Annotated in this window: 21 protein-coding genes and 1 pseudogene; 14 read left to right on the top strand and 8 right to left on the bottom strand. The window is 53.5% G+C overall.

Annotated elements, in window-relative coordinates; all coding sequences use genetic code 11:
- The first annotated feature begins 136 nt into the window (after positions 1 to 136).
- The 4 genes from HZ995_RS04605 (at position 137) to HZ995_RS04590 (ending at position 3988) form a co-directional block, all read left to right on the top strand.
- Positions 137 to 613 (top strand): ribonuclease H family protein, encoded by a 477-nt coding sequence (locus tag HZ995_RS04605; protein WP_209357497.1) that lies wholly within the window; start codon positions 137 to 139, stop codon positions 611 to 613.
- A gap of 149 nt (positions 614 to 762) precedes the next feature.
- Positions 763 to 1323, top strand: a complete 561-nt coding sequence (locus HZ995_RS04600) for a hypothetical protein (RefSeq protein WP_209357496.1) — start codon at positions 763 to 765, stop codon at positions 1321 to 1323.
- Between the two features lie 526 nt (positions 1324 to 1849).
- Complete coding sequence (locus HZ995_RS04595; protein ID WP_209357495.1) at positions 1850 to 3478, top strand: hypothetical protein; 1629 nt, start codon at positions 1850 to 1852, stop codon at positions 3476 to 3478.
- 9 nt (positions 3479 to 3487) lie between these two features.
- A complete protein-coding gene (locus tag HZ995_RS04590; protein WP_209357494.1) occupies positions 3488 to 3988 on the top strand; it encodes a hypothetical protein in 501 nt (166 codons plus the stop codon).
- On the opposite strand, the gene HZ995_RS04585 is transcribed toward HZ995_RS04590, so the two are convergent.
- Entirely contained in the window at positions 3978 to 4337 is a 360-nt protein-coding gene (locus HZ995_RS04585) for a hypothetical protein (protein WP_209357493.1), read from the bottom strand. The two genes, HZ995_RS04590 and HZ995_RS04585, sit on opposite strands and share 11 nt — an antisense overlap.
- Before the next feature lie 271 nt (positions 4338 to 4608).
- The gene (locus HZ995_RS04580; protein ID WP_209357492.1) at positions 4609 to 6393 is read right to left on the bottom strand and encodes a site-specific integrase; all 1785 of its coding nucleotides are present in this window, start codon (positions 6391 to 6393) and stop codon (positions 4609 to 4611) included.
- A 334-nt stretch (positions 6394 to 6727) separates the two neighbouring features.
- Between HZ995_RS04580 and HZ995_RS04575 the strand changes: the two genes are divergently transcribed.
- Positions 6728 to 7084 (top strand): AEC family transporter, encoded by a 357-nt coding sequence (locus HZ995_RS04575; protein ID WP_209357491.1) that lies wholly within the window; start codon positions 6728 to 6730, stop codon positions 7082 to 7084.
- Between the two features lie 24 nt (positions 7085 to 7108).
- Here the strand turns inward: HZ995_RS04575 and HZ995_RS16145 are convergent, their stop codons facing one another.
- The 3 genes from HZ995_RS16145 to HZ995_RS04565 are packed head-to-tail and all read right to left on the bottom strand — an operon-like array spanning position 7109 to position 8537.
- The gene (locus HZ995_RS16145) at positions 7109 to 7243 is read right to left on the bottom strand and encodes a hypothetical protein (RefSeq protein WP_280720305.1); all 135 of its coding nucleotides are present in this window, start codon (positions 7241 to 7243) and stop codon (positions 7109 to 7111) included.
- Positions 7213 to 7869 (bottom strand): HpcH/HpaI aldolase family protein, encoded by a 657-nt coding sequence (locus HZ995_RS04570; protein WP_245168755.1) that lies wholly within the window; start codon positions 7867 to 7869, stop codon positions 7213 to 7215. The genes HZ995_RS16145 and HZ995_RS04570 overlap by 31 nt, the downstream gene beginning before the upstream one ends.
- The gene (locus tag HZ995_RS04565; RefSeq protein WP_209357490.1) at positions 7866 to 8537 is read right to left on the bottom strand and encodes a GntR family transcriptional regulator; all 672 of its coding nucleotides are present in this window, start codon (positions 8535 to 8537) and stop codon (positions 7866 to 7868) included. The genes HZ995_RS04570 and HZ995_RS04565 overlap by 4 nt, the downstream gene beginning before the upstream one ends.
- 187 nt (positions 8538 to 8724) lie before the next feature.
- Between HZ995_RS04565 and HZ995_RS04560 the strand changes: the two genes are divergently transcribed.
- The 9 genes and pseudogenes from HZ995_RS04560 (at position 8725) to HZ995_RS04520 (ending at position 19198) form a co-directional block, all read left to right on the top strand.
- Positions 8725 to 9819, top strand: coding sequence for a Gfo/Idh/MocA family protein (locus HZ995_RS04560; RefSeq protein WP_245168754.1), 1095 nt, complete (start codon positions 8725 to 8727; stop codon positions 9817 to 9819).
- A 62-nt stretch (positions 9820 to 9881) separates the two neighbouring features.
- A complete protein-coding gene (gene dctP / locus HZ995_RS04555; protein WP_370395964.1) occupies positions 9882 to 10886 on the top strand; it encodes a TRAP transporter substrate-binding protein DctP in 1005 nt (334 codons plus the stop codon).
- A gap of 40 nt (positions 10887 to 10926) precedes the next feature.
- On the top strand, positions 10927 to 11487 hold the full coding sequence (locus tag HZ995_RS04550; protein WP_209357489.1) for a TRAP transporter small permease: 561 nt from the start codon (positions 10927 to 10929) through the stop codon (positions 11485 to 11487).
- Complete coding sequence (locus tag HZ995_RS04545; protein WP_209357488.1) at positions 11484 to 12779, top strand: TRAP transporter large permease; 1296 nt, start codon at positions 11484 to 11486, stop codon at positions 12777 to 12779. The genes HZ995_RS04550 and HZ995_RS04545 overlap by 4 nt, the downstream gene beginning before the upstream one ends.
- Positions 12780 to 12782: 3 nt before the next feature.
- Positions 12783 to 13982 (top strand): Gfo/Idh/MocA family protein, encoded by a 1200-nt coding sequence (locus HZ995_RS04540; protein WP_209357487.1) that lies wholly within the window; start codon positions 12783 to 12785, stop codon positions 13980 to 13982.
- The gene (locus HZ995_RS04535; RefSeq protein ID WP_209357486.1) at positions 13972 to 14628 is read left to right on the top strand and encodes a hypothetical protein; all 657 of its coding nucleotides are present in this window, start codon (positions 13972 to 13974) and stop codon (positions 14626 to 14628) included. The genes HZ995_RS04540 and HZ995_RS04535 overlap by 11 nt, the downstream gene beginning before the upstream one ends.
- 9 nt (positions 14629 to 14637) lie before the next feature.
- Complete coding sequence (locus HZ995_RS04530) at positions 14638 to 15837, top strand: Gfo/Idh/MocA family protein (RefSeq protein ID WP_209357485.1); 1200 nt, start codon at positions 14638 to 14640, stop codon at positions 15835 to 15837.
- 3 nt (positions 15838 to 15840) lie between these two features.
- Positions 15841 to 17718: a bifunctional sugar phosphate isomerase/epimerase/4-hydroxyphenylpyruvate dioxygenase family protein gene (locus tag HZ995_RS04525; protein WP_209357484.1), complete on the top strand. Its 1878-nt coding sequence runs from the start codon at positions 15841 to 15843 to the stop codon at positions 17716 to 17718.
- Between the two features lie 314 nt (positions 17719 to 18032).
- Positions 18033 to 19198, top strand: a pseudogene (locus HZ995_RS04520) (IS3 family transposase).
- Positions 19199 to 19437: 239 nt separating this feature from the next.
- Here HZ995_RS04520 and HZ995_RS04515 read toward each other — a convergent pair.
- Genes HZ995_RS04515 through HZ995_RS04505 form a run of 3 tightly spaced genes read right to left on the bottom strand, consistent with a single transcriptional unit; the run spans position 19438 to position 22231 of the window.
- Positions 19438 to 20112, bottom strand: coding sequence for a GntR family transcriptional regulator (locus HZ995_RS04515; RefSeq protein ID WP_245168796.1), 675 nt, complete (start codon positions 20110 to 20112; stop codon positions 19438 to 19440).
- A gap of 5 nt (positions 20113 to 20117) precedes the next feature.
- Positions 20118 to 21137, bottom strand: a complete 1020-nt coding sequence (locus HZ995_RS04510; RefSeq protein WP_209357482.1) for a Gfo/Idh/MocA family protein — start codon at positions 21135 to 21137, stop codon at positions 20118 to 20120.
- Complete coding sequence (locus HZ995_RS04505) at positions 21134 to 22231, bottom strand: isocitrate/isopropylmalate dehydrogenase family protein (RefSeq protein WP_209357481.1); 1098 nt, start codon at positions 22229 to 22231, stop codon at positions 21134 to 21136. Before HZ995_RS04505 ends, HZ995_RS04510 begins: the two co-directional genes overlap by 4 nt.
- Positions 22232 to 22290 lie beyond the last annotated feature (59 nt).

The following is a 22290-nucleotide window of genomic DNA, read 5'->3' as shown; positions in this document are numbered from 1 at the left end:
GCCTTTTTCATTTCCATCTGTTTTGCTCGTTTGAGACGGAAAGGCGCGAGGACCCAGCCAATTAGGTTGCAGTATAAAGGAGAGAAGTCTGGCCAACTCCTCCCTTTAATTTCAACACTCAATTGGAGTTCCCAAAATGAACGAACAACTCAAATCCGCTCCGGCGGAAGCGATCACACGCGCCTTCACCGATGGAAGCTGCCACGGCAATCCGGGACCCGGTGGACGGGCATACCACTATATTCGCCCCGATGGTTCGACTGGACAGGGTTCTGCTCACGCGCCAATGACCACAAACAACCGCGAAGAGCTCGCTGCTGCGATTGATCTCCTCGAAAATCTGGAACCGGGTGAAAGAGTCCATGTGCATGCAGACAGCCAGTATCTTTGCAAGGGATGCACAGAATGGATTGACGATTGGAAGGCAAAAGGCTGGAAGAACTCTTCTAAGAAGCCAGTGAAGAACAAAGATTTGTGGATCCGGCTGGACGAGCTTTTGCAATCCCGAAGGGTCACCTTTGAGCACGTGAAGGCACATGCGGGAAATCCAGGAAACGAACACGTAGATGAGCTGGCTAACCAAGCAGCGCTTGGCGAGATCATTATTAAATGAATGACTCGTTCCCCGAGAACCAAACTGTTGACCAGAAAAATCTCCTTGCGGGGTTTTAGGACAGCACCCGAACAAGACAACACTGGCCATTTTCTGGGGACCCTTTGGGGTCTCCTTTTTTATTTCAATCCTCAGAAAGATGAAACCGAATGGAATACTTCAAAGAGACAATTGATGGCTCAACAGGCGAAGTGACAAACGTCAGCATTGGCGACTGGATTACTATCACCGAATTGGGGAAACGGTATGACGCGGGGCCGAGGCAGACCAGGGCCGTTTTGATCGAGATGGGTTTCATGTTTGTTGCCATTGGCGAGCATAGGAACAAGACCAGCATAATGCCATGGGTCGAGAAGAAAGGCTGGGGGCGAACGATCCATCCAAGGAATGGCTTTGAATTCGATGTCATAAATGAGGACGCTCAAAGATGGATCGCTCAACGGTGGGAGAAGGCTCAATCCTCCCTCAACGAACTTCCTCAAGATGTTCAATCAGCCAGTGAGTGCCTTACGTTCTTCGTTCAACGAAGGGATATTCCTGATGACATGGATACTCGTTGCAAGGTGAAATGGCTCATGGACCATTACTCATTCTTGATGAACGTAGACATAGCAAAAGTAGTCGGGGTCTCTAAGCAAAGGGTCTCCAAGATTGTGGCTGAATTCGAGGATGAGATGAGGACTAAGAAGAGAATGAGGCTGGCAAAATGAACTTTTAGTTCCTTCTGAATTGCTCTTTGTGACCGCCCACGTGGGTCTCCTTAGAGATGTATATTACGCAAGAGGTCAACACCTGAAAAAACAAGACCTTCGATATAGTAGATGCGGGAATTTTGTCTGTTGTCCGAGGGGTGCCAATTCATTGGACCTCTGCACACTCACGCAACAACTTTGACACATCTTCCTCTAATTTCTGCTTCCGAGCAATCTCCTATCCCTCCTATGCAACACAAACAGTGGCACAGTTTATGGGTCTGCCAGAGCTAGGTCGGAGGGCGGGTAGGAGTGCGGGATACCAACCCGCCTTCACAATATCAAAACCGCGGTTGCCTGGTAGGCATTGCCAATACAAAGGTCCCAGATGTTTGACGTCAAACAGGAAGCCGCGCTGCCTGAAACTTAATGCCGTTACTCAACGAAACCGCAAAACCTCGGATTGGCATGGTGCAAACTACTCACAAAGGGTTGAGTTAAACAAAACAATCGTAATGATAGATCGTGATGATGTGAGGTGTTTATGCGCGTTTTTCTTTGGTTTTTTTCATTCTTAGTGTTGGTTGGATGTGTAGATACTGAGGAGACGCCGGCGACAGAAAAGCCGGCATCTGCCGCATTTGAATACTCCGCTTTTATGCAGACGCGAGAACGAAAACCCCAGCAAGTTTCAGAACCGCCGATCCAGTTGTCTGTTGCTCGTGCCATTTGTAGGGACGCGATAGAGTTAGATCGCTCGTTAGTGCGAGTGTTGGCCAAACACGGGCGGCCACAGGCTTGGCGTCACACTGGGCAGGCAGAATGGGCATACTGGAAGGTCGCTGAAAATGCGTCTGGCATTGAATCTATTACGATTTTCCACAACCGTGCGGGGCGAATTAGAAACGTTGCCTTCATGGGCCCGGATGGAGTTTTCGGAGGGGCGAGCTATTGGATGGATGCTAATGAATACTGCGTTCCTGGAGTGCTCTTTGATCAAAGACCCCGTGCAGAGAAGATCAGCGAAAGTAAGCAGTACCTGGACTGGCAGTCGCAAAAACCGGCAGATTTGAGTTCGTCCACTACTGCGCGGAATATCTTTTCCGTTGCCACGGGATTTCAAACTGCCAAACGTGGCCCGTCCGATTCAAAAGGAGCGGTATACTATTTTGGCGGTCACAGCACAGCTCGTCCGACGCCAATAACTGATAATGTAGTTCCGCCATACGTTGTTTCTTTGAACAGCAAGGGTTGGGATGTATACCGTGCAAATCCTCCGATAAAATACCGAAATAGTTCTTCTCGTTCGCTGCTTGTTGAGAACATGAATCGTCTTGCAGCAGAAGCGAAAGCAGAAGGCTACCGGAAGGTCGTATTTATCGGCCAATCATTTGGTGGCTGGAATATTCTGCGTGCATCGGAGAACGCTCAGTTCGACAAATATATCGCTGTTGTTCCTGCAACATTTGGAATGGCAAAGAACGCTCGCAATCGATCCAAGTGGGAATCTAGCATGCTGGAGATCGTTCCCATGAGCCAAAAAAGCCGTGTTTCCGGGCTCGTGTTCTTGTTCGAAGGCGATGAGTTTTATACGCCTCGCGTTCAGGATGGTGTGGCAAACGCAAGATATCAAAATGTCAGTGTGGTAGATCGTCCGGCCGGATTTAATGGACATGGAGCATCTTGGCTTGATGCATTTGATTATGTCTATGGTGATTGCCTTGCTCGATATTTGACTTCACCCGGGAGAGGGTTTTCCTGTCCGAAGAAAAGCTTGTCCCTACGCGATCATCGTTGGATGACGAACAAGACACATCTTGAACAGGGCGGTGCGACTTTAGTCGATGCCAACGAAGCGCGTTCGATCCTGCAGGGCAACACAATTGCAGGCCGTGCGGGTAGTGACCTAATCAACGTGTTTTTTGCGAACAAGCAGCAAATGCTCGTGGAGTTTCGTTCTGGTTACAATAATGGCGATGTGCAGCGCGTACCATTTGGCTTGAATGGCTCAACGCTTTGCGCCCGCGCGGCTTACTTCCAGCAGAACGGAAGCAACGGGTGCTACTCGCTTTACAAGTGGCCACGAGAAAACCTCTACATAGCGGTTGCCGAGCATGGCGGTATCGTTTTCCGCGGACAACTTTTGCCCGGCAATCCCCGAAATTTGCGTTAGGAGATTAAATTGTTCAAAAGGATTATAGTACCTCTATCAATTGTCCTGATTGCATCATCAGCAACTGCCAATCAGGGACAAGGACCATCTAGTTTTGATGTTGAAAACTATTCTGGAAGTCCGCCTATTCCAGAAAAAAAACCAGACCTACGTGAGCTATACCACTATTGCACCTCGGCAGGATGTAGGTACAGCACTGTTCCTCTTGACATAAATGAGTTGGAAAACAAGTTTTTGAATCCGGAAAAGCCCAAGCCTCAATCTGATAGTGCGGGAAACAGTGAAATCGACAAACAGAAGATTCTGGGAGTACTCGTGAATATAGGCCTGGCCTATTTTAAGAAGGGATGTAACCAACTTTCTAGGGGTGCCTGCCAGGCCGCTCCAAAGGCCCTCGAAAAGGGCGAAAAAACAATGACTTATGATAAGAGCGTTATTTGGCAAAGGTCGGCCGGAAACAAGGAGCAGTATGTCAAAGACTGTTTGGCCATGAAAATTACTAATTGCTAGGGGGGCCAAAAAGCTCAAATTTTATCGTCAAGTACATGCCCTGCTTAATCATTTCGGCTGTTTCAACTGCGATTGGACATTCGTCAGAGCACTCATAAGCTTTTGATAGGTTCTTTTTCATTTTTGTTTCTTGGCGTCGACAATTTCTTTCGGCGAGCTGACGTATCTGGTCTATGGTCTTCGTTGGTGGATCGTTTTTTTGCAAGTTACGTACATATGCTTTGGCCAAGCAGTTTGAATATGGTTGGCTCAAGGACAGGTTTCTTTGGTTGTCAGCAAGCAAAGTGGTTGAGGAAATCAACAAGGCAAAATGTGTGTAGAGTATTGATTTTAAAATATTTATTTTCATAACGCCTCATGTCCAGGGTTGTGACAGCTTAAAAGAATTCTCACCCGATTTGAAGGAAAATCCATATTCAAGGCACTTGCTTTGTTTCTCTGTATAAGGTGAACTTTCACAAATCGAGTTTCGTCGCAGAGTTGGCGTAGCGTGATATGTATAGAGTGGGCAATCTGAAAGAAATTTCTTCTGAAGCCTGCGCTGGTGGACCTAACACTTAACAATTCGCGAAGAACAAGCAGTTAGTTGTGTTTGCTACTCCGTTGTTTGCACAGTTCCCTCAGTGGTAACCTTTTAGGTGTCCAAGCGAAAGGCCAGGATATTTTACCTTCTCAACGGCCTCCTTTAAAACTGTGTGCGGATAGCGCCCGTGACCGTAGACTCCACGCATCCCGCTCTCAGCGTGACCTTGAAGAGCATCCATAAGGTAAGGCTCGACACCGCCAGCTCTGCAACCGTCTTCGAAATTGTGACGGAGGCTGTGAAACACGTGAAGAGGGGACTTAACCCCCTGCGCTTCTAAGAACCGACTACACCACTTAGAAAAATTGTCCTTTGCTCGCTCTGCGGTTTTGTCTTCACAGTCATGGAACAGCGTTTCGTGCCCCGCGCTGCGCCTGTCTTCAACCAATCTAATCAAACCCAAGCGTTCCAGTTGGCTGTGTATTGGGATGGTTCGTTTGCTGGAGCTAGTTTTAACGCGCTTTCCATCATCACCTTCTTCAATGACCATCACGTTAACACCATCACGAACTTCGATGTTTGAGGTCAAAAGGTGGAAAATCTCTCCCTCGCGGGCACCGGAGAACAGCGATATTAGAAAAGCCCAATAGCGAGAGCTTGCAGGATCGACAAAAGTTCCGGGTTCATTCCATTTTCTAGAAGAGACGTGACCTTTATAAATCGGCGAGGCAAAGATCGAGTTCAACTGAGTTATCTCAAAAGGGCTTCTGCGGTCACGTGCAGAAACTTGGATTTTAAACGCCATTCCTTTGAGTGGCTCAGGGCCCTTGTCGTCGAAATAGTTGTGGTCGGCCCACGTCCAGAAGTTCGACACGCGGCCCATAATTTTGTTCGCTGTGGTGGCATTCATTGGGCTCAGACCAGCCTTGCTCGCTAACTCGGCAGCCGCTTCGATACTCTTACTCTTGAGTTTTGGTTTCTTTCTCCAATTAGCGGGTAGTTTTTGGAGAATAGACTTGAAAGCCCGACCATCCCTTTTTGAGTATTGATCAAGCGGCTTATCACCTACGGCTTCTTGGAAGTTTCTCAATTGAGCTTGGAAATCGAGTTTGGTTCTCTCGGTCCAGCTTGACTGGCTTCGCTCTTCAATGAATTGCTGGGAGGCCTGCGAGAATAATGGGAGAGAACCACTCGTAGGAGACCTTGAGAGGTCGTTGGGGGCTACATTCGGGGTCTGGATCACCTCTCCGTCATCCCGCCCCTTAATGGCGCTGTGAGCCTCTATTATGGCCTCTTGCAATGCCCTTCCTAGAACTCTCCAACTAGGTGAATCCTTATCGAGACGAAGGCTTACACCTTCCCATGTCAGGACCTCTTCCGCCTCGCCACGGATAAATTCATCGAGTCGCCCGCGAGCGTAGTCCCTTTTAGTCAGCGAAGAGAGCATCTCGCTATCGTCCTGGTGTTCCTCGAAGGCCTTGCGGGGTAGTTCTGGCCGCTCAGAATGCCAGGTCAGTGTTCCGTTCTCGTCCACGGAGAATTCGTCAAACCCTTCAAGGCGCTCTTGTTCGTCCTCTTCGAGAATATACGCAAAGTAGATTTGCTTTATGTGCGCTATCTGAGCTGCTGTCAGTTCAGCAAGTGCAGGTCTCTCCATTGCAGCCAGGTATCTACGGTGGGCATCGAACCGTTCATCAACCTCAACGGCCACGACCTTAATCTTACGCAGAGCCTCTTTCGGGTCTTTAGTTCTGAGGGAGATAGATTCCTCCCTTTTTCCGTAGGTCTGGACGATGTCCTTTGGGACAGCTGCTCGGTGATAATAGACACCGTTGCGGAGCGCTAGTCGGGTGTGTCTTGGCATGTCTTCAGGTTCACTCACTGTAGCACCTCAGCGTAGCACCCAAAGAAATTCACCTTTATTTTCCAGTAACTTATTGAAAGAAATTAGAAAGTGGTTGGTTGGTGGAGCCTAGGGGGATCGAACCCCTGACCTCTACAATGCCATGGGCGCGGTTGAATCGTGAGAAAAGTAGATGCAAATCGAGGAAAAGAGGGAATAAGACACTTGAATAGAAGTTCTAAATTCATCGGCAGCGTCCAAATGAAACTTAACAAGTATGGATTTAAGTGAAATCTGTTTGAAACAGGTAATAGTGACCGACGGGTGACCAAGCCGCAATCGGCCCTTTGCATTCATTTATGCATTTTACCCAATGCTGCGGAGCGGCCCATCACACCGGACTTTCGCCGCCCTGCCAGCCGCGCTCTTTGGCATGGGAGGCGTGCTGTTTCGCTATAAGCCTGAGGGAGATCTTCGAACGATTTTGTTCCTTTGTGCGCTTTCGCTGATGGTCCAACCTGCGATGGCTTTTGGCCTTGCGCATTTGGGCGTGCTGGAAACCGCCAAGCTCCGGTCGGTGGTCGTGACCGCCGCAATGGCGCCCGGGATCAACGCCTATCTCTTTGCAGATATGTATGGGGTCGCGAGACGCGTAATCGCGACGTCTGTCTTGATCGGAACCGCACTGACCGTGATCACCGCATCATTCTGGCTATTGGTTCTCCCCTAGTTCAGCACGTGGGGGTTCGCGGTTTTAAAACTCAGCACGAAGCGCGTGAATGGACTGACTGAGTAGGACTTGATCTACAGCCACAGCCGTAAAGCTCGAGCCTAATGCGATCCAGCGTTTCGCGGCTTCTACATTGAGATCCATGAGCCCAATGGGCATGCCGATTTTCTTGCACCTCTCAAAGGCCTGCTCGATGGTTTCACGACCTCAGGGTGGTCGAACTGACCCGGATAGCCCATGCTCGCGCTGAGGTCCGCCGGGCCAATAAAGACCGCATCCACCCCATCAACACCCGCGATCTCTTCAAGCGCCGCCATGCCCTTGGCGGTCTCGACCTGCACAATCAGGCAGAGCTCTTCTTCGGCGGTTGTGAAATAGTCCTCAACCTGCCCAAAGCGCGTGGCGCGAGTCATGCCCGCCATGCCGCGTATCCCGCGTGGGCCATAGCGCATAGCATCAACGGCGGCCTTCGCCTCGGCTTTGCTTTCCACATAAGGCACCATGATGGTCTGTGCGCCCATATCGAGAACGCGTTTGATCAGAACGGTGTCATTCCCCGCAACCCGCACGGCCGCCGAGGTCTGAGGATAGGCCGCTAGAGCTTGCAAGGCTGGCAGAGCGGCCGTGGCCTCAATCGGGCTGTGTTCGCAGTCGATCATAACCCAGTCATAGCCTGCATTGCCCAGCATCTCTGTGACGCCGCTTTCGCCGATCGAGTTCCAAATACCGAACTGATGCGACCCGGCTTTAAGCCCCGCCTTGAAAAGGTTCTTCGGGTTCTTCATGACGCCTCCTCAGCTCTCATGGCGGCCAGGGTATGTTCCAGACCGCGCAGAATATGGCGTTTCAGCACAGTCGCGGCCGCGTCGCCGTCGCGCGCTAAGGCCGCATCAAACATATCGCGGTGTTCCTGCACGGCTTCTTCGCCACGGTATGTCAGTACCAACATCTGATAGCGCAGATACTTGTCATAGAGCGTCGAGTGCAGCGACAAGAGGTTCTGGGAATTGCAGGCCTGAATAAGCGCCAGATGAAATTCCCAGTCAAACCGCTTCCAGGTTTCCTTCTCGGAATCATCGCCTGCCAGCATGCGTTTTTCCATCACATTCAGCTTGTGATGGGCCGCGACCAGATTGGCCTCCCACTCGGTGTCGCCGTTTTCCACGGACTCTTTCAGAGCATGACATTCCAGCAGCACCCGAAGGTTCGCGATCTCGGTCAGATCTTCGGGTGAAACCGGCGGAACAAAGAACCCGCGCTGCTCGGCAGCCGAGACAAACCCCTCACTTGTCAGACGGTTAAGCGTTTCGCGCAATGTCGAGACGCTGGCCTCATAGCGGGTCTTGAGATGCTCGAGTTTCAGCTTCGCGCCGGGTTCCAGAATGCCAAAGATAATATCGTGCTTGATCTTTTCATAAGTCGACAGGCCGACGGTCACGGATTGTTTGGACATGGCTCTCACCGCCTGACTCACTTTGGTTCTTAAGGAATGGCTAACAGCTTCTCATAGTATCATCAAGAATTGCAAAAATCATCTGTTTTTAAAAATATCATATATTATTGCTTTTATCATTTTTAACACCTAGTGTCGGTCAGATGCAGCGAATCTGCGAGTGTGGTTGTTAAGTGGGGGAAAGTTTGTGAGCGCCAGCGCAGTCCACAAATTAGACAATAATGCGACGCGGCATACGCGTCTGGCGATCGCGGGGATTGGGCTGGTTGGCCTGCGCCACGCAGAGGCCATTGCGCAACTAAACCAAGCCGTGTTGGTCGCAGTCGTCGACCCCAGCCCCCAAGGGCAAGAGGCGGCGGCTACGCTTGGCGTTCCCTGCTTTTCCGATCTGTCCGAAATGATTGCTGCGGAAAATCCAGACGGAGTGATCATTTCCACCCCGACGCGCCTGCATGTGGAGCAGGCTTTGACCTGCATTCGCGCAGGCACGCCAGTGATGGTGGAAAAACCTCTGGCGACCTCTGTCGAAGACGCGATGGAGCTGGTTGCCGAGGCGCGCGCCGCCGAGGTGCCCCTCTTGGTTGGGCACCATCGTCGCCACAACCCGATCATTCGCAAGGCCCATAGTCTGATCCAAGATGGCGGCATCGGCAAAGTCCGTGCGCTGCAGGTGACCTGCTGGTTCTATAAACCCGACGGCTATTTCGACACAGCCCCCTGGCGCAAGCTCAAAGGCGCGGGACCGATTTCTGTGAACCTCGTGCATGACGTTGATCTTATGCGTCATTTCTGCGGAGAGGTTATCTCGGTTCAAGCCCAGGCCGCCCCATCAGAGCGTGGGTTTGAGAACGAAGACGTGGCCTCTGCAGTGCTGAAATTTGACACTGGCGCCATTGCGACCGTGTCGGTTTCTGACGGCGTCGTCGCCCCCTGGAGCTGGGAGATGACCTCCAAGGAATACCCTGTGTACCCCAACGCGCCCGAGAGCTGCTATCTGATTGGCGGCTCGCATGGATCCCTATCGATCCCGGATCTGCGCCTGTGGACCCACAAAGAAGAGCGCGACTGGTGGTCGCCGATCTCAGCGGCCTCGATGCCCTGTGAACGCACCGACCCGTTGCTCAATCAAATCGAACATCTGGTCGAAGTCATTGCTGGAACCGCCGAGCCACTGGTCTCGGGCGAAGAAGGCCTGCGCACCCTGCGCGTGATCGAAGCCATTCAAACTGCAGCCCTTTCTGGTGAGACGGTACATTTACCGCTTCCTGCAGAGGGCAATTGACAGAGAGACGAAAGAAACGGTCAGGTGCCAGAGAGGCGCCGTATAATTTGGGAGGATATACCATGATGACCTTGACCCGCCGCGCTGTGTTTTCGGCTTTGGCCGCGACCGGCATTCTAGCAGGCGCTGTAACGCCAACTTACGCTGCCGACATGACCTTTACGCTGGCGACATCCGGTTCTGAGACCGACCAGCGCTCTGTGGCGATGGCAGAAGTCTTTGCGCCAATGGTTGCAGGCTTTGCGGACTATCAGGCCGGCTACAACGGCACGCTTTTCGCGCAAGGCACCGAGCTTGAAGCGATTGCTGCTGGCAACCTGACAATGTCGATTGCGTCTGCGCAAGAACTGGCACAGTTCTTCCCAGAGTTCTCGATTTTTGCGACCGGCTACGTCCACCAGGACGCAGCGCATCAGGTGCGCGTGTTCAACGATCCTCTGATGGATCCCTTCAAGCAAAAGGTTGAAGACGAGCTGGGCGTGAAGCTGCTGTCCGTAATGTATCTGGGCCGTCGCCACGTGAACCTGCGCCAGACCCGCGCGGAACTGGACGTTCAGACACCAGCAGATCTGGCGGGAGTGAACCTGCGGATGCCGGGCACCGATGCATGGCAATTCCTGGGTGCGGCTCTGGGCGCGTCCCCAACGCCTCTGGCCTTCTCTGAGGTGTATACATCTCTTGCATCCGGTGCGATTGACGGTCAGGACAACCCGCTGCCAACAGTGGTTGACCAGAAGTTCTATGAGGTCACCAAGCAGATCTCTCTGACATCTCACCTTGTTGACCTGAACTACATCGCGTTTTCCAAGGCAACTTGGGACGGTCTGAGCGCAGATCAGAAGATCACCGTGCAGCGCGCAGCTGATGCAGCCGCCGCCTATGGTCGCCTGAAGCAGCTCGACAAAGAAAACAACCTGGCTGACTTCATCCGCAGCCAAGGTGTCGAGATCTACACCCCAGACCTTGCGGCCTTCCGCACCCATGTGCAGTCTCAGTATGTCGGCAGCGAAGCTGCAGCGTCCTGGCCTGAAGGCGTTCTGGATCGCATCAACGCATTGGGCAACTAAGCCTAGACGTTCCTAAACTCATACCGCGGGAGACCCAGCAATGAAGACGATTTCAAAATGGTTCACCCGCGGCGCAGAATTTATCGCCGCCATGTCCTTGGCGGCGATTTTTATTACCTTTCTTTTGCAGATTATCTTTCGCTATGTGCCCTTCCTTGAGCCGATTGGCTGGTCGGTTGTCCTCATCTCGCTGCTCTGGGTCTTTGTGATTTTCTTCGGCTGCTCCTTTATCGTACGCGAGCAGGATCACGTGACCTTTGACGTGGTTTATCTGGCCGCACCGCCGCCCGTTCGCAAAATTCTGGCTTTGATTACCGCCGTGTTGATGGTCGCCGCCATGCTCTACGCCTTTCCGGCAACCTACGAGACGGTCTTTGCCAACCGCCTGATGGAACTCAAGAAAATCCAAACCATCCGCATTCCGATCACCGGAGACCGGATCCCGATCAAATGGCTCTTTGCGCCTTTTGTGATGCTGATGGTCGTGGTCACGCTGCGCTACCTGTGGCGGATCTATACCGTGCTGCGGTTCGGCCCGCCTGAGACCGAGATCGACATGCTTGTGGGCAATGTCTCTGATGATGAGGAGGCAAAGCAATGAGCCTTGAGCTGATCATGGGCATGATTGCCCTCTTCGGGATGGCCGCGATTGGCACGCCTGTGGCCTATGCGATCATCGTGGGTGTTCTGGTTTATCTGGGCGTCTCTGGACAAGACCTTGCAATTGCGGGCACCACCATGGTGCAACGCCTCTTTGATGGGTTCCTATTGCTGGCAGTTCCGCTGTTCATCGCCTCGGCCAATATCATGAATGCAGGCTCGATTTCGGATCGTTTGCTGCAGTTCTGCATTGCCCTCGTAGGTCGCTTCCGAGGCGGTATGGGCCATGTGAATGTGGTCGCCAGCCTGATCTTTTCGGGCATGTCAGGATCTGCGGTCGCGGATGCGGCAGGTATCGGCAAGATCATCATCGACATGATGGTCAAAAGCGGGCGTTACACCCGAGGTTACGCAGCCGCAATCACCGCCGCGACAGCCACCATCGGCCCGATCATTCCACCGTCGATCCCGATGGTCCTCTATGCGCTCGTGTCCAACGCCTCTGTCGGAGATCTTTTCCTTGCTGGCATCGTGCCCGGGCTTGTGATGGGTGTGGTGTTGATGGGCATGAACTCTGTGATTTCCCACCGTCGCGGCTTTGGTCAGGAAGAACCTGTGCCTCTGCGCGAAATCCCTGGTCTGACCGTGCGTGCAACGCCTGCACTGTTGATGCCAGTGATCCTCTTGGGCTGCATCTATTCCGGCGTCACCACGCCGACCGAGGCCGCTGCGATTGCTGCACTTTATGCCCTGATGGTCGCCGCAGGTCTTTATCGGGCGATCAAACTGAAAACGCTCTACGAAATCTTTGTCGAAAGCGCGCGCTCTGCGGCCTCTGTAGGCTTGGTGATCGGCGCTTCGATGATCCTGACCTATATCGTCATTCAGGAAAACGTGCCCCAAGCGATCTCGGACATGTTTGCAGGTGCCGACATCAGCCCTTTGATGTTCATGCTCTTGGTCAATATCCTCGTGCTGCTTTTAGGCTGTATTCTGGACGCGACTGTGATTATCCTCGTGATCATCCCGCTCTTCATCCCGACCTGCCGAGAGCTGGGTATCGATCTGGTGCATTTTGGCGTGTTGATCGTGGTGAACTCGATGATCGGTCTGATCACGCCGCCCTATGGCATCCTTTTGTTCGTGATCAACGCAGTCACGGGCATCCCGCTCAAGGAAATTATCAGTGAAATCTGGGCCTTTTTGGCCATCCTTCTGGCCGCCTTGCTGGCCATGATCTTGATCCCCGACATCGTGCTGTGGTTGCCGCGCATGTTCGGATACCAGGGGTAAAACATGAGTAAAATCAAGGGGGAGAGCCCCTTTCGGATCGGTTTGATAGGAACCGGGCGTATCAGTGATATCTATTTGCAGACTTGCGCGCGGTTTCCCGAGCTAGAGATCGTCGCCTGTGGCAGCCTCAACCCCGAGGAAAGCCGCACCAAGGCGGACCAATACGGCATCGCGCGCAGTTGCACGCCAGAAGAGATCATCTCGGATCCAAGTATCGACTGCGTGCTGAACCTGACGATCCCTGCGGTACATGCCGAGATCAGCATGCAGGCCTTGGGCGCGGGCAAACATGTCTATTCCGAAAAGCCTTTCGCGACCACGGTGGAAGACGGTCAACGCGTGCTCAATCTGGCGCGTGCTAAGGGGCTTAAAGTGGGCAATGCGCCGGATACGTTCCTCGGTGGACGCTGGCAGACCGTGCGCAAACTCATCGACCAAGGCGTCATCGGCAAGCCAACCGGCGCCATGGCCTTTGTCGGCACGCATGGGGTCGAGCGGCACCATCCGAACCCGGACTTTTACTACAAGACCGGCGGAGGGCCATTGCTCGACCTTGGGCCATACTATCTGACCGCAATGGTGTTCCTCCTTGGCCCCATCTCTCGCGTCAGCGGTATGGCCCGCAAAACATTCGATAGACGCATGATCGAAAACGGCCCGCGTCATGGAGAGTGGATGGATGTCGAGGTCGACACCCATTCGCAGTCGATGCTCGAATTTCAAAATGGCGCGATCGCCTCGATGACTATGAGCTTTGATATCTGGGACTCGGAAACGCCCCGGTTCGAGATCTATGGCGAAGACGGCACGATCTGTATCCCCGATCCCGATCCGGTGCATGGCGCGAATATCTTCCAAGGCCCTGTGTGGTATCGCACCCGCAAGGAATCCCGCTGGGAATTCCAGCCGCGCCCGACGGGTCGTGGCGACTGGCTGGTGGCAGAGAACACCCATGGATTTAACCAAGACAGCCGCGGCCTTGGCCTGTTGGATCTGGCCTATGCGGTGCGCGATGACCGCCCTGTGCGCGCCAGCGGAGCGCTCGCCCAGCATGTGCTCGAAGTCATGAGCAGCATCGAGGCCGCGCCGCGTCATGGGGGTTTTGTTGATATCTCGAGCCAGTGCCCAATGCCCGAGATCCTGCCCGAAAATTTTCCTCTGTCAGAAAACCAACACCAAAAGGACATCGCTCATGCCGGTTGAGACACTGGATTTTGCGGACCCGTTTTTCTCGGTTCACCTTATCACAAAGGAGCCGCGTTACAGCGTAACGGGCAAGGCGATTGTGCTGAACCTGTCTGAAACACCCATCCGGATCCGCGCCCAGAGCCTAGCGCATCTGCAATCGGTGATCGTATCGGATGTCGCGCTGTCAGAGCTGACCCATGCCGTTGTCATCGGCGGGATCGACGCTCACCCCGACGAGCTCGCGCTCATGGAGCAGGTCCGCGACACTTGGCCCTCGGCCTTTGATGTGCGCGGCGAGGAACGTCTGCGCGGGATCAGCCATTACATGTCCAAGAAAGTCTGGCGTGGGCAGTTTGGCTTTACCATGTATCACTCAGGCTCGGTGCCGCTGAATGTGGGCCTGCACAAGGATCACGATTTCTGCCCTGTGCCGGGGTTTCGCGAGGTCCACACCCAGATCATGGGTTTCGGCAAAATGCAGCAGTGCCGGGAAAAGGACGTGAGCACGCTTTACCTCGAAGAACCCATGGCGCCGGGCACCACCCATCGTCCCATGTATGACGCCGAGGGCAATTTCCCGTGGCATCAGTTTGAAACCATCACCCCGTCGATCTTCATGGCAGTCGAGATGCTGCCTGAAGGCGCAAGCCCGCCGGCTTAGAGACCGCTTATGACTGAAAAACTCCTTCCTGATCAGATTGATTTCAACGGCCCATTCCCTCGCCTGAGCCGCCGTCTGCGGCTGGGCGTCGTCGGAGGCGGCCGGATCTCGCAGACCCAAGCAATGGCCGCGCGGCTCAGTGACCGATGGGAGGTCGTTGCCGGTGCGCTGTCTTCCGACGCTGAACGTGCCAAAGCGCGCGGTGCTGAATGGTATTTTGACGAAGACCGCTCTTATGTGTCCTTTGAAGAAATGGCCAAGGCCGAAACCGCCCGCGCCGACGGCGTAGATGCGGTGATGATCACCACACCCAACCACATGCATTTCCCTGCCGCTCAAGCCTTTATGGAACAAGGCATCGACGTGATCTGTGACAAGCCCCTGACCAATGAAACAGCCGAAGCCGACGCCTTGGTCGCCGCAACCGCGCAAAGCGGCAGGGTCTTTGCCGTCGGCTATGCCATGTCCTGCTATCCCATGATCCGCCAGGCGCGTGAGATCGTGGCGGCGGGCACATTGGGCAAAATCAACCAGATTCACGTGGAATTCATGCAGGACTGGATGACGCCCGAAGACGTAGGCGACGCGCCGCATGTGAAATGGCGGCTGGATCCCAAGATCTCTGGGCCCACCAGCTGTGTCGGAGATATCGGAACCCATGCGGCGCATCTGGCGCAATTCGTGTCGGGTCTGCGCATGACGAATCTACGGGCCGAATTCCACGTCTGCGGCAGCCCAAAGCCGCTGGAAGATACGGTGTTTATGTCCACCTGCTATGAAGGCGAAGTCCCCGGCACCTTGATGGCCACACGCCTCGCGCCCGGCAATCGCGGGGGGCTAAGGCTGCGGATCTTTGGATCTGACGGCGGCTTAGAGTGGGACATGGAACAGGCCGAGCACCTAAAGCTGAACATCTTCGGCCAGCCCGATCAGATTCTGACCCGTGGCCACGGGCACGGGATTTCGCACGCTACCGAACGGTTTGTGCGCACAGGACGCGGTTTCCCAGAAGGGCTGATTGAGGCCTGGGCCAATCTTTACACAGAATTCGCCATGGCCGTGGCCGCGCGGCGAGATGGGATCCAAGCGCCCGAAGGCTGGCTTGGCTATCCAACAGTCAGCGAAGGCGCGGCGGGTGTGCATTTTGTCGACGCTTCGGTGCAATCCAATGCCGCAGACGGAAAATGGGTCTCAATAACAGGAGCTTAAGCGATGAAAACCTCGATCGCCACAGTATCGATCTCTGGCAACCTCAGAGAGAAACTCGCAGCCATTGCGGCGGCGGGCTTTGATGGCATCGAGATCTTTGAGCAAGACTTTATCGCTGATGAGGCCAGCCCGCGCGAAATCGGTGATATGATCCGCGATCATGGTCTGGAGATCACGCTTTTCCAGCCCTTCCGCGATTTTGAAGCCCTACCCGAACCTTATCGCGCCAAGGCCTTTGATCGGGCGGAACGCAAGTTCGATGTGATGCAGGAATTGGGCACGGATCTGATCCTGATCTGCTCGTCCGTGCATCCAAAATCGCTAGGGGGCATCGACCGCTCTGCTGCAGACTTTCACGAGCTGGGGGAACGTGCGGCCAAACGGGGGCTGCGCGTGGGATACGAGGCCCTCGCCTGGGGGCGTCACATCGATGACCACCGCGACGCCTGGGAGGTCGTGCGCCGCGCAGATCACCCCAATACAGGCCTGATTTTAGACAGTTTTCACACGCTAGGTCGCAAGCTCGACCCTGAATCGATCCGCTCGATCCCCGGCGACAAGATCTTCTTTGTTCAACTGGCCGACGCGCCTTTGATCGAGATGGACCTGCTCTATTGGTCGCGCCATTTCCGCAACATGCCGGGTGAAGGCGATCTGGATGTCACACGCTTTATGCAGGCGGTCATGGCGACGGGATACGCGGGGCCGATCAGCCTTGAGATCTTCAATGATCAGTTCCGGGGCGGCAATACGAAGTCGATTGCGCAAGACGGCTATCGGTCTTTGGTGGCCCTGATGGACGATGTGGCCCGAGCAGAACCCGACATTGACGGCCCGACTATACCTGCTCGCGCGCAGCCCTTGGGCGTGAGCTTTGTCGAGTTCGCCAGCAGGGGCGAAGAGGCGCGCAATCTTGAAAGCCTCTTGTCCGCGCTGGCCTTCGAGAAGGTCGGCACACATCTCAACAAGGCGGTGACGCTCTGGCAGCAGGGCGATATTCGTATTGTGATCAATGAAGAAACCTCGGGACATGCCGCCAGCATGTGGAGCGCGCGGGGTACGTCAGTCTGTGATCTGGGGATCAAAGTGGCGGATGCCACAGCGGCCGCGGAACGGGCAAAGGCGCTTGGGGCGGACCCTTTTTCGCAACCTCTGGGACCCGGTGAGTTGCCTATTCCCGCGATCAAAGGCCTGTCGGGATCGTTAATGCATTTGCTGGATGACACTGCAGACATGGATCAGGTCTGGAGCCGCGAATTTGCCTCTGACGCCGCCCCGACGGGCGCTGGCATGACCCATATCGACCATCTGGCTCAGACCATGAGCTATGATGAAATGCTAAGCTGGTCGCTGTTTTACACCTCCTTGTTTGAGATGCAGAAATCCCCGATCGCTGATGTGATTGATCCTGATGGGCTGGTGCGCAGTCAGGTCGTAGAAACCAAGGATGGCGCGTTCAAAGTCACCCTTAATGGGGCCGACACACACCGCACCTTGGCGGGATCCTTTTTGGCAGAGACATTTGGGGCCTCGGTCCAGCACATCGCGCTTGCGACGCAAGATATCTTTGCCACACTGGCGACCCTTAAAGATCGAGGGTTTGAAACACTTGAGATCCCGTCAAATTACTATGCCGATCTGACCGCGCGTTTTGATTTGCCGTCGGGCCTTCTGGCGCAGATGCAGCAACACAATGTGCTTTACGATCAAGACGATAGCGGCAGCTTCTTTCAATGCTACGCACCCACCACGGCCGCTGGGTTTTTCTTTGAAATCATCCAGCGTGTAGACGGCTATCGCGGGTTCGGTGGCCCCAACGCCCCCTTCCGCATTGCGGCCCAAAAGCGCATGCAAAGGCCAAAGGGGGTACCTGCTCGATAATGTAATGATCTGATTTAGCGTTGGGAACGATGAGAAAAGTGACTTTGTGTGGATTACCCGCACTTTCGGACTCACGTACCGGCAGCATTTTTTTGATGGTCGGCTTTCGGTTATCGCCTTTCAAGTGATTGCGCCTGCAGCGAAGGTCGGTTTTCCGCCCGTTTAGTATATGAATCCAATTTTTAGCTGAGCAAACGATCAAGGGTGTCTCATCGCGCTTTGCGAGAATCTCGTGATATGCTTTTGTCCTACTTGGCCTGAGCCTCCCCAACTGAACTGGTCCGCCCTTATGTTTAGGAAGCGGAGGACCAAGAATGGCAAACAAGAGACCGAAGCCAGAAGAGATAGTTTCGAAGTTACGGCAAGTTGAGGTGTTTATGGGGCAAGGCATGTCTCGTCTTGATGCGATCAGACAGATCGGTGTTGTTGAACAACCTATTACCGCTGGCGAAAGAATGGAGCCATTGAGAGCGCCATTGGTCCGAGCGACAATGGCGACGGGTGGAATGGGCGTAGATCAATTGAAAGAACTGAAGCGGCTTCAGAAGGAAAATGAGCGGCTCAGAAGAGCCGTATCGGATTTGACGTTGGACAAATTGATCCTGAAGGAAGCTGCACGGGGAAACTTCTGAGCCCCGCTCGTCGCCGGGCCTGCATTGATCACGTGCGCAGCCAGTTCAAGGTCTCTGAGCGCTGAGCATGCCGCGTACTGGGACAACATCGTTTGACACAAAGGCATGTTCCCCGAGGTCGCCCAGATGAATACAGACTGGTTGCGGATATGATTGAGCTGGCTCGTCAGTTTGGTCGATACGGGTATCGTCGGATTGCCGCTTTGTTAAGAGAAGCCGGTTGGTCAGTCAGCGATGGTCGTGTTGAACGACTATGGCGACGAGAGGGGCTTAAGGTTCCAGCTAAACAACCAAAGAAGGGTCGGCTCTGGCTGAATAACGGCTCATGCGTAAGGCTGCGGCCGGAATACCGTAACCATGTCTGGTCCTATGACTTCGTTCATTGCCGGACAGATGATGGCAAGGTCTTTCGCACGCTGCACATTCTTGATGAGCACAGCCGTGAATGCTTGGCTATCAAGGTGCAGCGCAAATTGAACTCTGCAGATGTCATCGACGCCCTGACGGATCTGTTCATCCTGCGTGGACCACCAGCATTCATACGTTCCGACAATGGCCCAGAGTTCGTCGCAAAGGCCGTTAGGAATTGGATAACTGCCGTAGGCACAAAGACAGCTTACATTGAACCGGGATCACCTTGGGAAAATGGATACTGTGAAAGCTTCAACGGGCGGATGCTAGATGAACTTCTCAATGGCGAGGTATTCTACAGCCTGCGTGAAGCTCAAATACTGATCGAAGAATGGAGGAAGCACTACAACACGAAGAGGCCCCACAGCGCATTGGGTTACAGACCACAGGCGCCGGAAACCATCATACAGATGGATCAGAGGCCAACGATGCACTAACAATCAAACTGGACCAGTCAGATGAGGCTGCTCAGAGGATCGGTAAGGGCGGAAAGCTGACTTTCGCTACTTGCGCGAAGACTTAAATTTGGACTCTTCGTACCGTTAACCGCGGGGTTTATGCATTGCCAAACACAGTCGGCTGAAACTAAAGTGTTGTTGAAACTGAACTATTCCAAGAAACTTCATAAGTTCCATTAGCGCCACCGTTATAAAACCAATTAACCAAAACTGGTTATTCAGACGCTGTTCAGGCGATGTTTGCTTAACAAATCCAACATCATATGTTTCGCGTTTTGTCTGTGGTCACGGTGAATTTCGACAGCTCTTGTCGCGTCTCCATTCGCAATCGCTTCATACAGTTGCCTGTGATCCTCGTTAGATTGAACGGGCAGGGGGCGCATAAACAGCGTAACTGATCGCGCACGGCGTACCTGGTCATTCATCATTTCAAACACCGAGAAAGCGCGCGAGTTTTGCCCGAGCCTGACAAGCTCTCTGTGGAACAAGTCATCGGATTTCGCCCAGTTCTCAAGGTCGTTACTCTCGAGGGCAAGCTCCATATTTTCAATAGCCGCGGCGAGTGCTTTCAAGTCGGGCTGAGAATAGTTAGCTTCCGCTGCACGGCGTGCTGCCAAACACTCGAGCTCTGTGAGAACGTCATAAATCTCTTCCATGTCATCTGGCGAAACCGGCAAAATTCGAACGCCTTTGCGAGGCCTCAATTCCAACAAGCCTTGGCTTTCCAGAGTCAACGCAGCCTCGCGAATTGGGGTGCGGGACATTTCAAGACGCACGGCCAGTTCACTTTCAAGGTGATCAGAGCCTGCCGCCAAGTCACCCCGAAAAATCATTTCGCGAAGCAAATGAACCGCGCGCTGGGTCGTTGAAAGTTGTTTGCCCGATGGTTGCACCAAGTTTAGTCCAATGCTGTTTTTTGCCCTGTCTCGGCGGAACTATAGATCGCGTTTTCTATTTCGATGACACGAATATAGTCTTTAGCTTCGTTTTCTATGTCCGATCCGTGGATTAGGCCAGAAATCACATGGCTCTGCAAGTGATGTACGCAGTCGCCGCCAAAGCCGTCCCAAGTGTCAGCTGCTGAAATTTCTGCTTCTTCCGTTTGCGCGAATTTTCGTAGCGAGATTGACCCATCACCGCGTAAAACAAGAGAGCCCTTAGAGCCCTCAATCAACGCTTCACCCATCGTGCGGCGGAGATTGTCAGCGGCATGATCCAGGTTGCGATTGCCGTCGAATATGGCGCGCACGCCATTAGGGTGATCAAAAATCACATAGCCGGCATCCTCGCCGGCAATGACTGGGTTCACCTTGCGCAAGTCTGCGTAAACGGCGGTTGGTTCACCCAAAAGAAAACGAAACGTGTCGACCCAATGGACCGCAGTTTCATGGATCAAGAATCTCTTCATCTCGCGAAAATATGGTTGCCGATCCAGGTAAGCATCCATGCCTTGTCCGTCACCCGGCCGCAGTCTGAATGTGAGTTGTTGAACCTCGCCAATCGCATTTTCGCTTAGTGCATTTTTGATCTGACGATACCAAGGTTGAAACCGAAAGTTTTCGTGGACAACAATCCTTGTTCCCGCCTCGTCTGCCAACGCGATCATGCTTTTGGCTTCTTGGATATCCTGACAGAACGGCTTTTGGCAGATGATCGTTTTAACGCCCTGTGCAATGGCCGTTTTTATCGTCTGAGCATGTGCAACAGGGGGTAAAATAACATCCAGCAAGTCTGGGTTGGTGTCCGACAGCATTTTTGAAAGGTCGTCATAGGCGGCATATCCCGTCGCCTGTGCTTTGCTGATATCGCAGTTGCATGAGCCGACGACTTGGACATCGTCCATACGCGCCCAACTTTCGTAGTGAAACTTGCTAAAGTAACCTGCTCCGACGCACGCGACTTTGATACTCTGTGTCATACGGTTTCCATCGCAACAAGGGCTTGGACCGCCGCAGCGGCATCGTCAGTTCCAGACGTACCGCCCAGATCTCGCGTCAATGTTTTGCCCCTCGCGACAACGCGCTCGACAGCCTCGCGAAGACGATTGCCGTCTGCAACTAGAGCCTCATTGCTATGTTTGATCCCTAGCCAATCCAACATCATCGCGGCCGACAAAATCATGGCGAAAGGATTCGCTAGGCCGTGACCGGCGATATCAGGCGCCGATCCATGGCAGGGTTGGAAGACCGCATGCTCCAACCCGATGTCAGCGGAAGGAGCGAGCCCAAGGCCGCCCATTAGCCCCGCTCCAAGATCTGATAGAATGTCACCAAACATGTTTTCTGTTACGAGAACGTCAAAGTCCCATGGTTTCTGAACCATCCAAAGCGCAGTTGCGTCAACATAAGCATGGTCGGCAACTAAGTCGGGGTTGCGGAGGGCTTCCTGATCAAACAACTCTCGGAAAAAAGCAAACGCGCGAAAGACATTGGCTTTGTCCACACAGGTTACGCGTCCCGGTCCGCGACCTGCCTTCTTTCGATTGCCCGCAAGTTCGAAGGCGAATTTGAATAATTTCTCCGAAATGTCGCGCGTGATCAGAAGTGTTTCCCGGGCTTCGTCGTTAGTAATTTCGCCACAGCCCTGCGAATAAAAAAGGCCCTCTGTGCTTTCGCGAATGAGGACAAAGTCGATCTCTTTGCCTTTAGGAAGGGAGAGTGGTCCACGCTGTCCCTCGCGAACGGTAACTGGTCTGACGCCAGCAAACAGCGTCAGTTCCTTTCTAAGGTCGATCTGTGGCGAGATTTCCGTTCCGTCCGCATAGCGCACATCTGGCAAACCCATTGCGGAAAGTAGAATCGCATCCGCCTGGCGAGCTGCGTCCATAGAGTCTTTTGGAAGCGATTCTCCGGTTGCTGCGTAATGTGCTGCGCCAGCGGGTAAGTCTTGAAAGTTCAAGCTGTATTCATTGGACGCATCTGACATTGCACGAAGGATTTTCACTGTAGGATCAGTGATTTCCGGGCCAATACCGTCGCCTGCGAATACCGCGATTTCAAATGTCTTACTCATAGACACTGTTCCCCTTCTGACTTCTTAACTTTGGCATTTTGCACGAGATTGCGCAAAAA

The sequence above is a fragment of the Cognatishimia activa genome, assembly GCF_017798205.1.
Taxonomy (GTDB): domain Bacteria; phylum Pseudomonadota; class Alphaproteobacteria; order Rhodobacterales; family Rhodobacteraceae; genus Cognatishimia; species Cognatishimia activa_A.
Note: the sequence above shows the minus strand (reverse complement) of the source record. Positions and strands in the feature narration are given on the sequence as shown.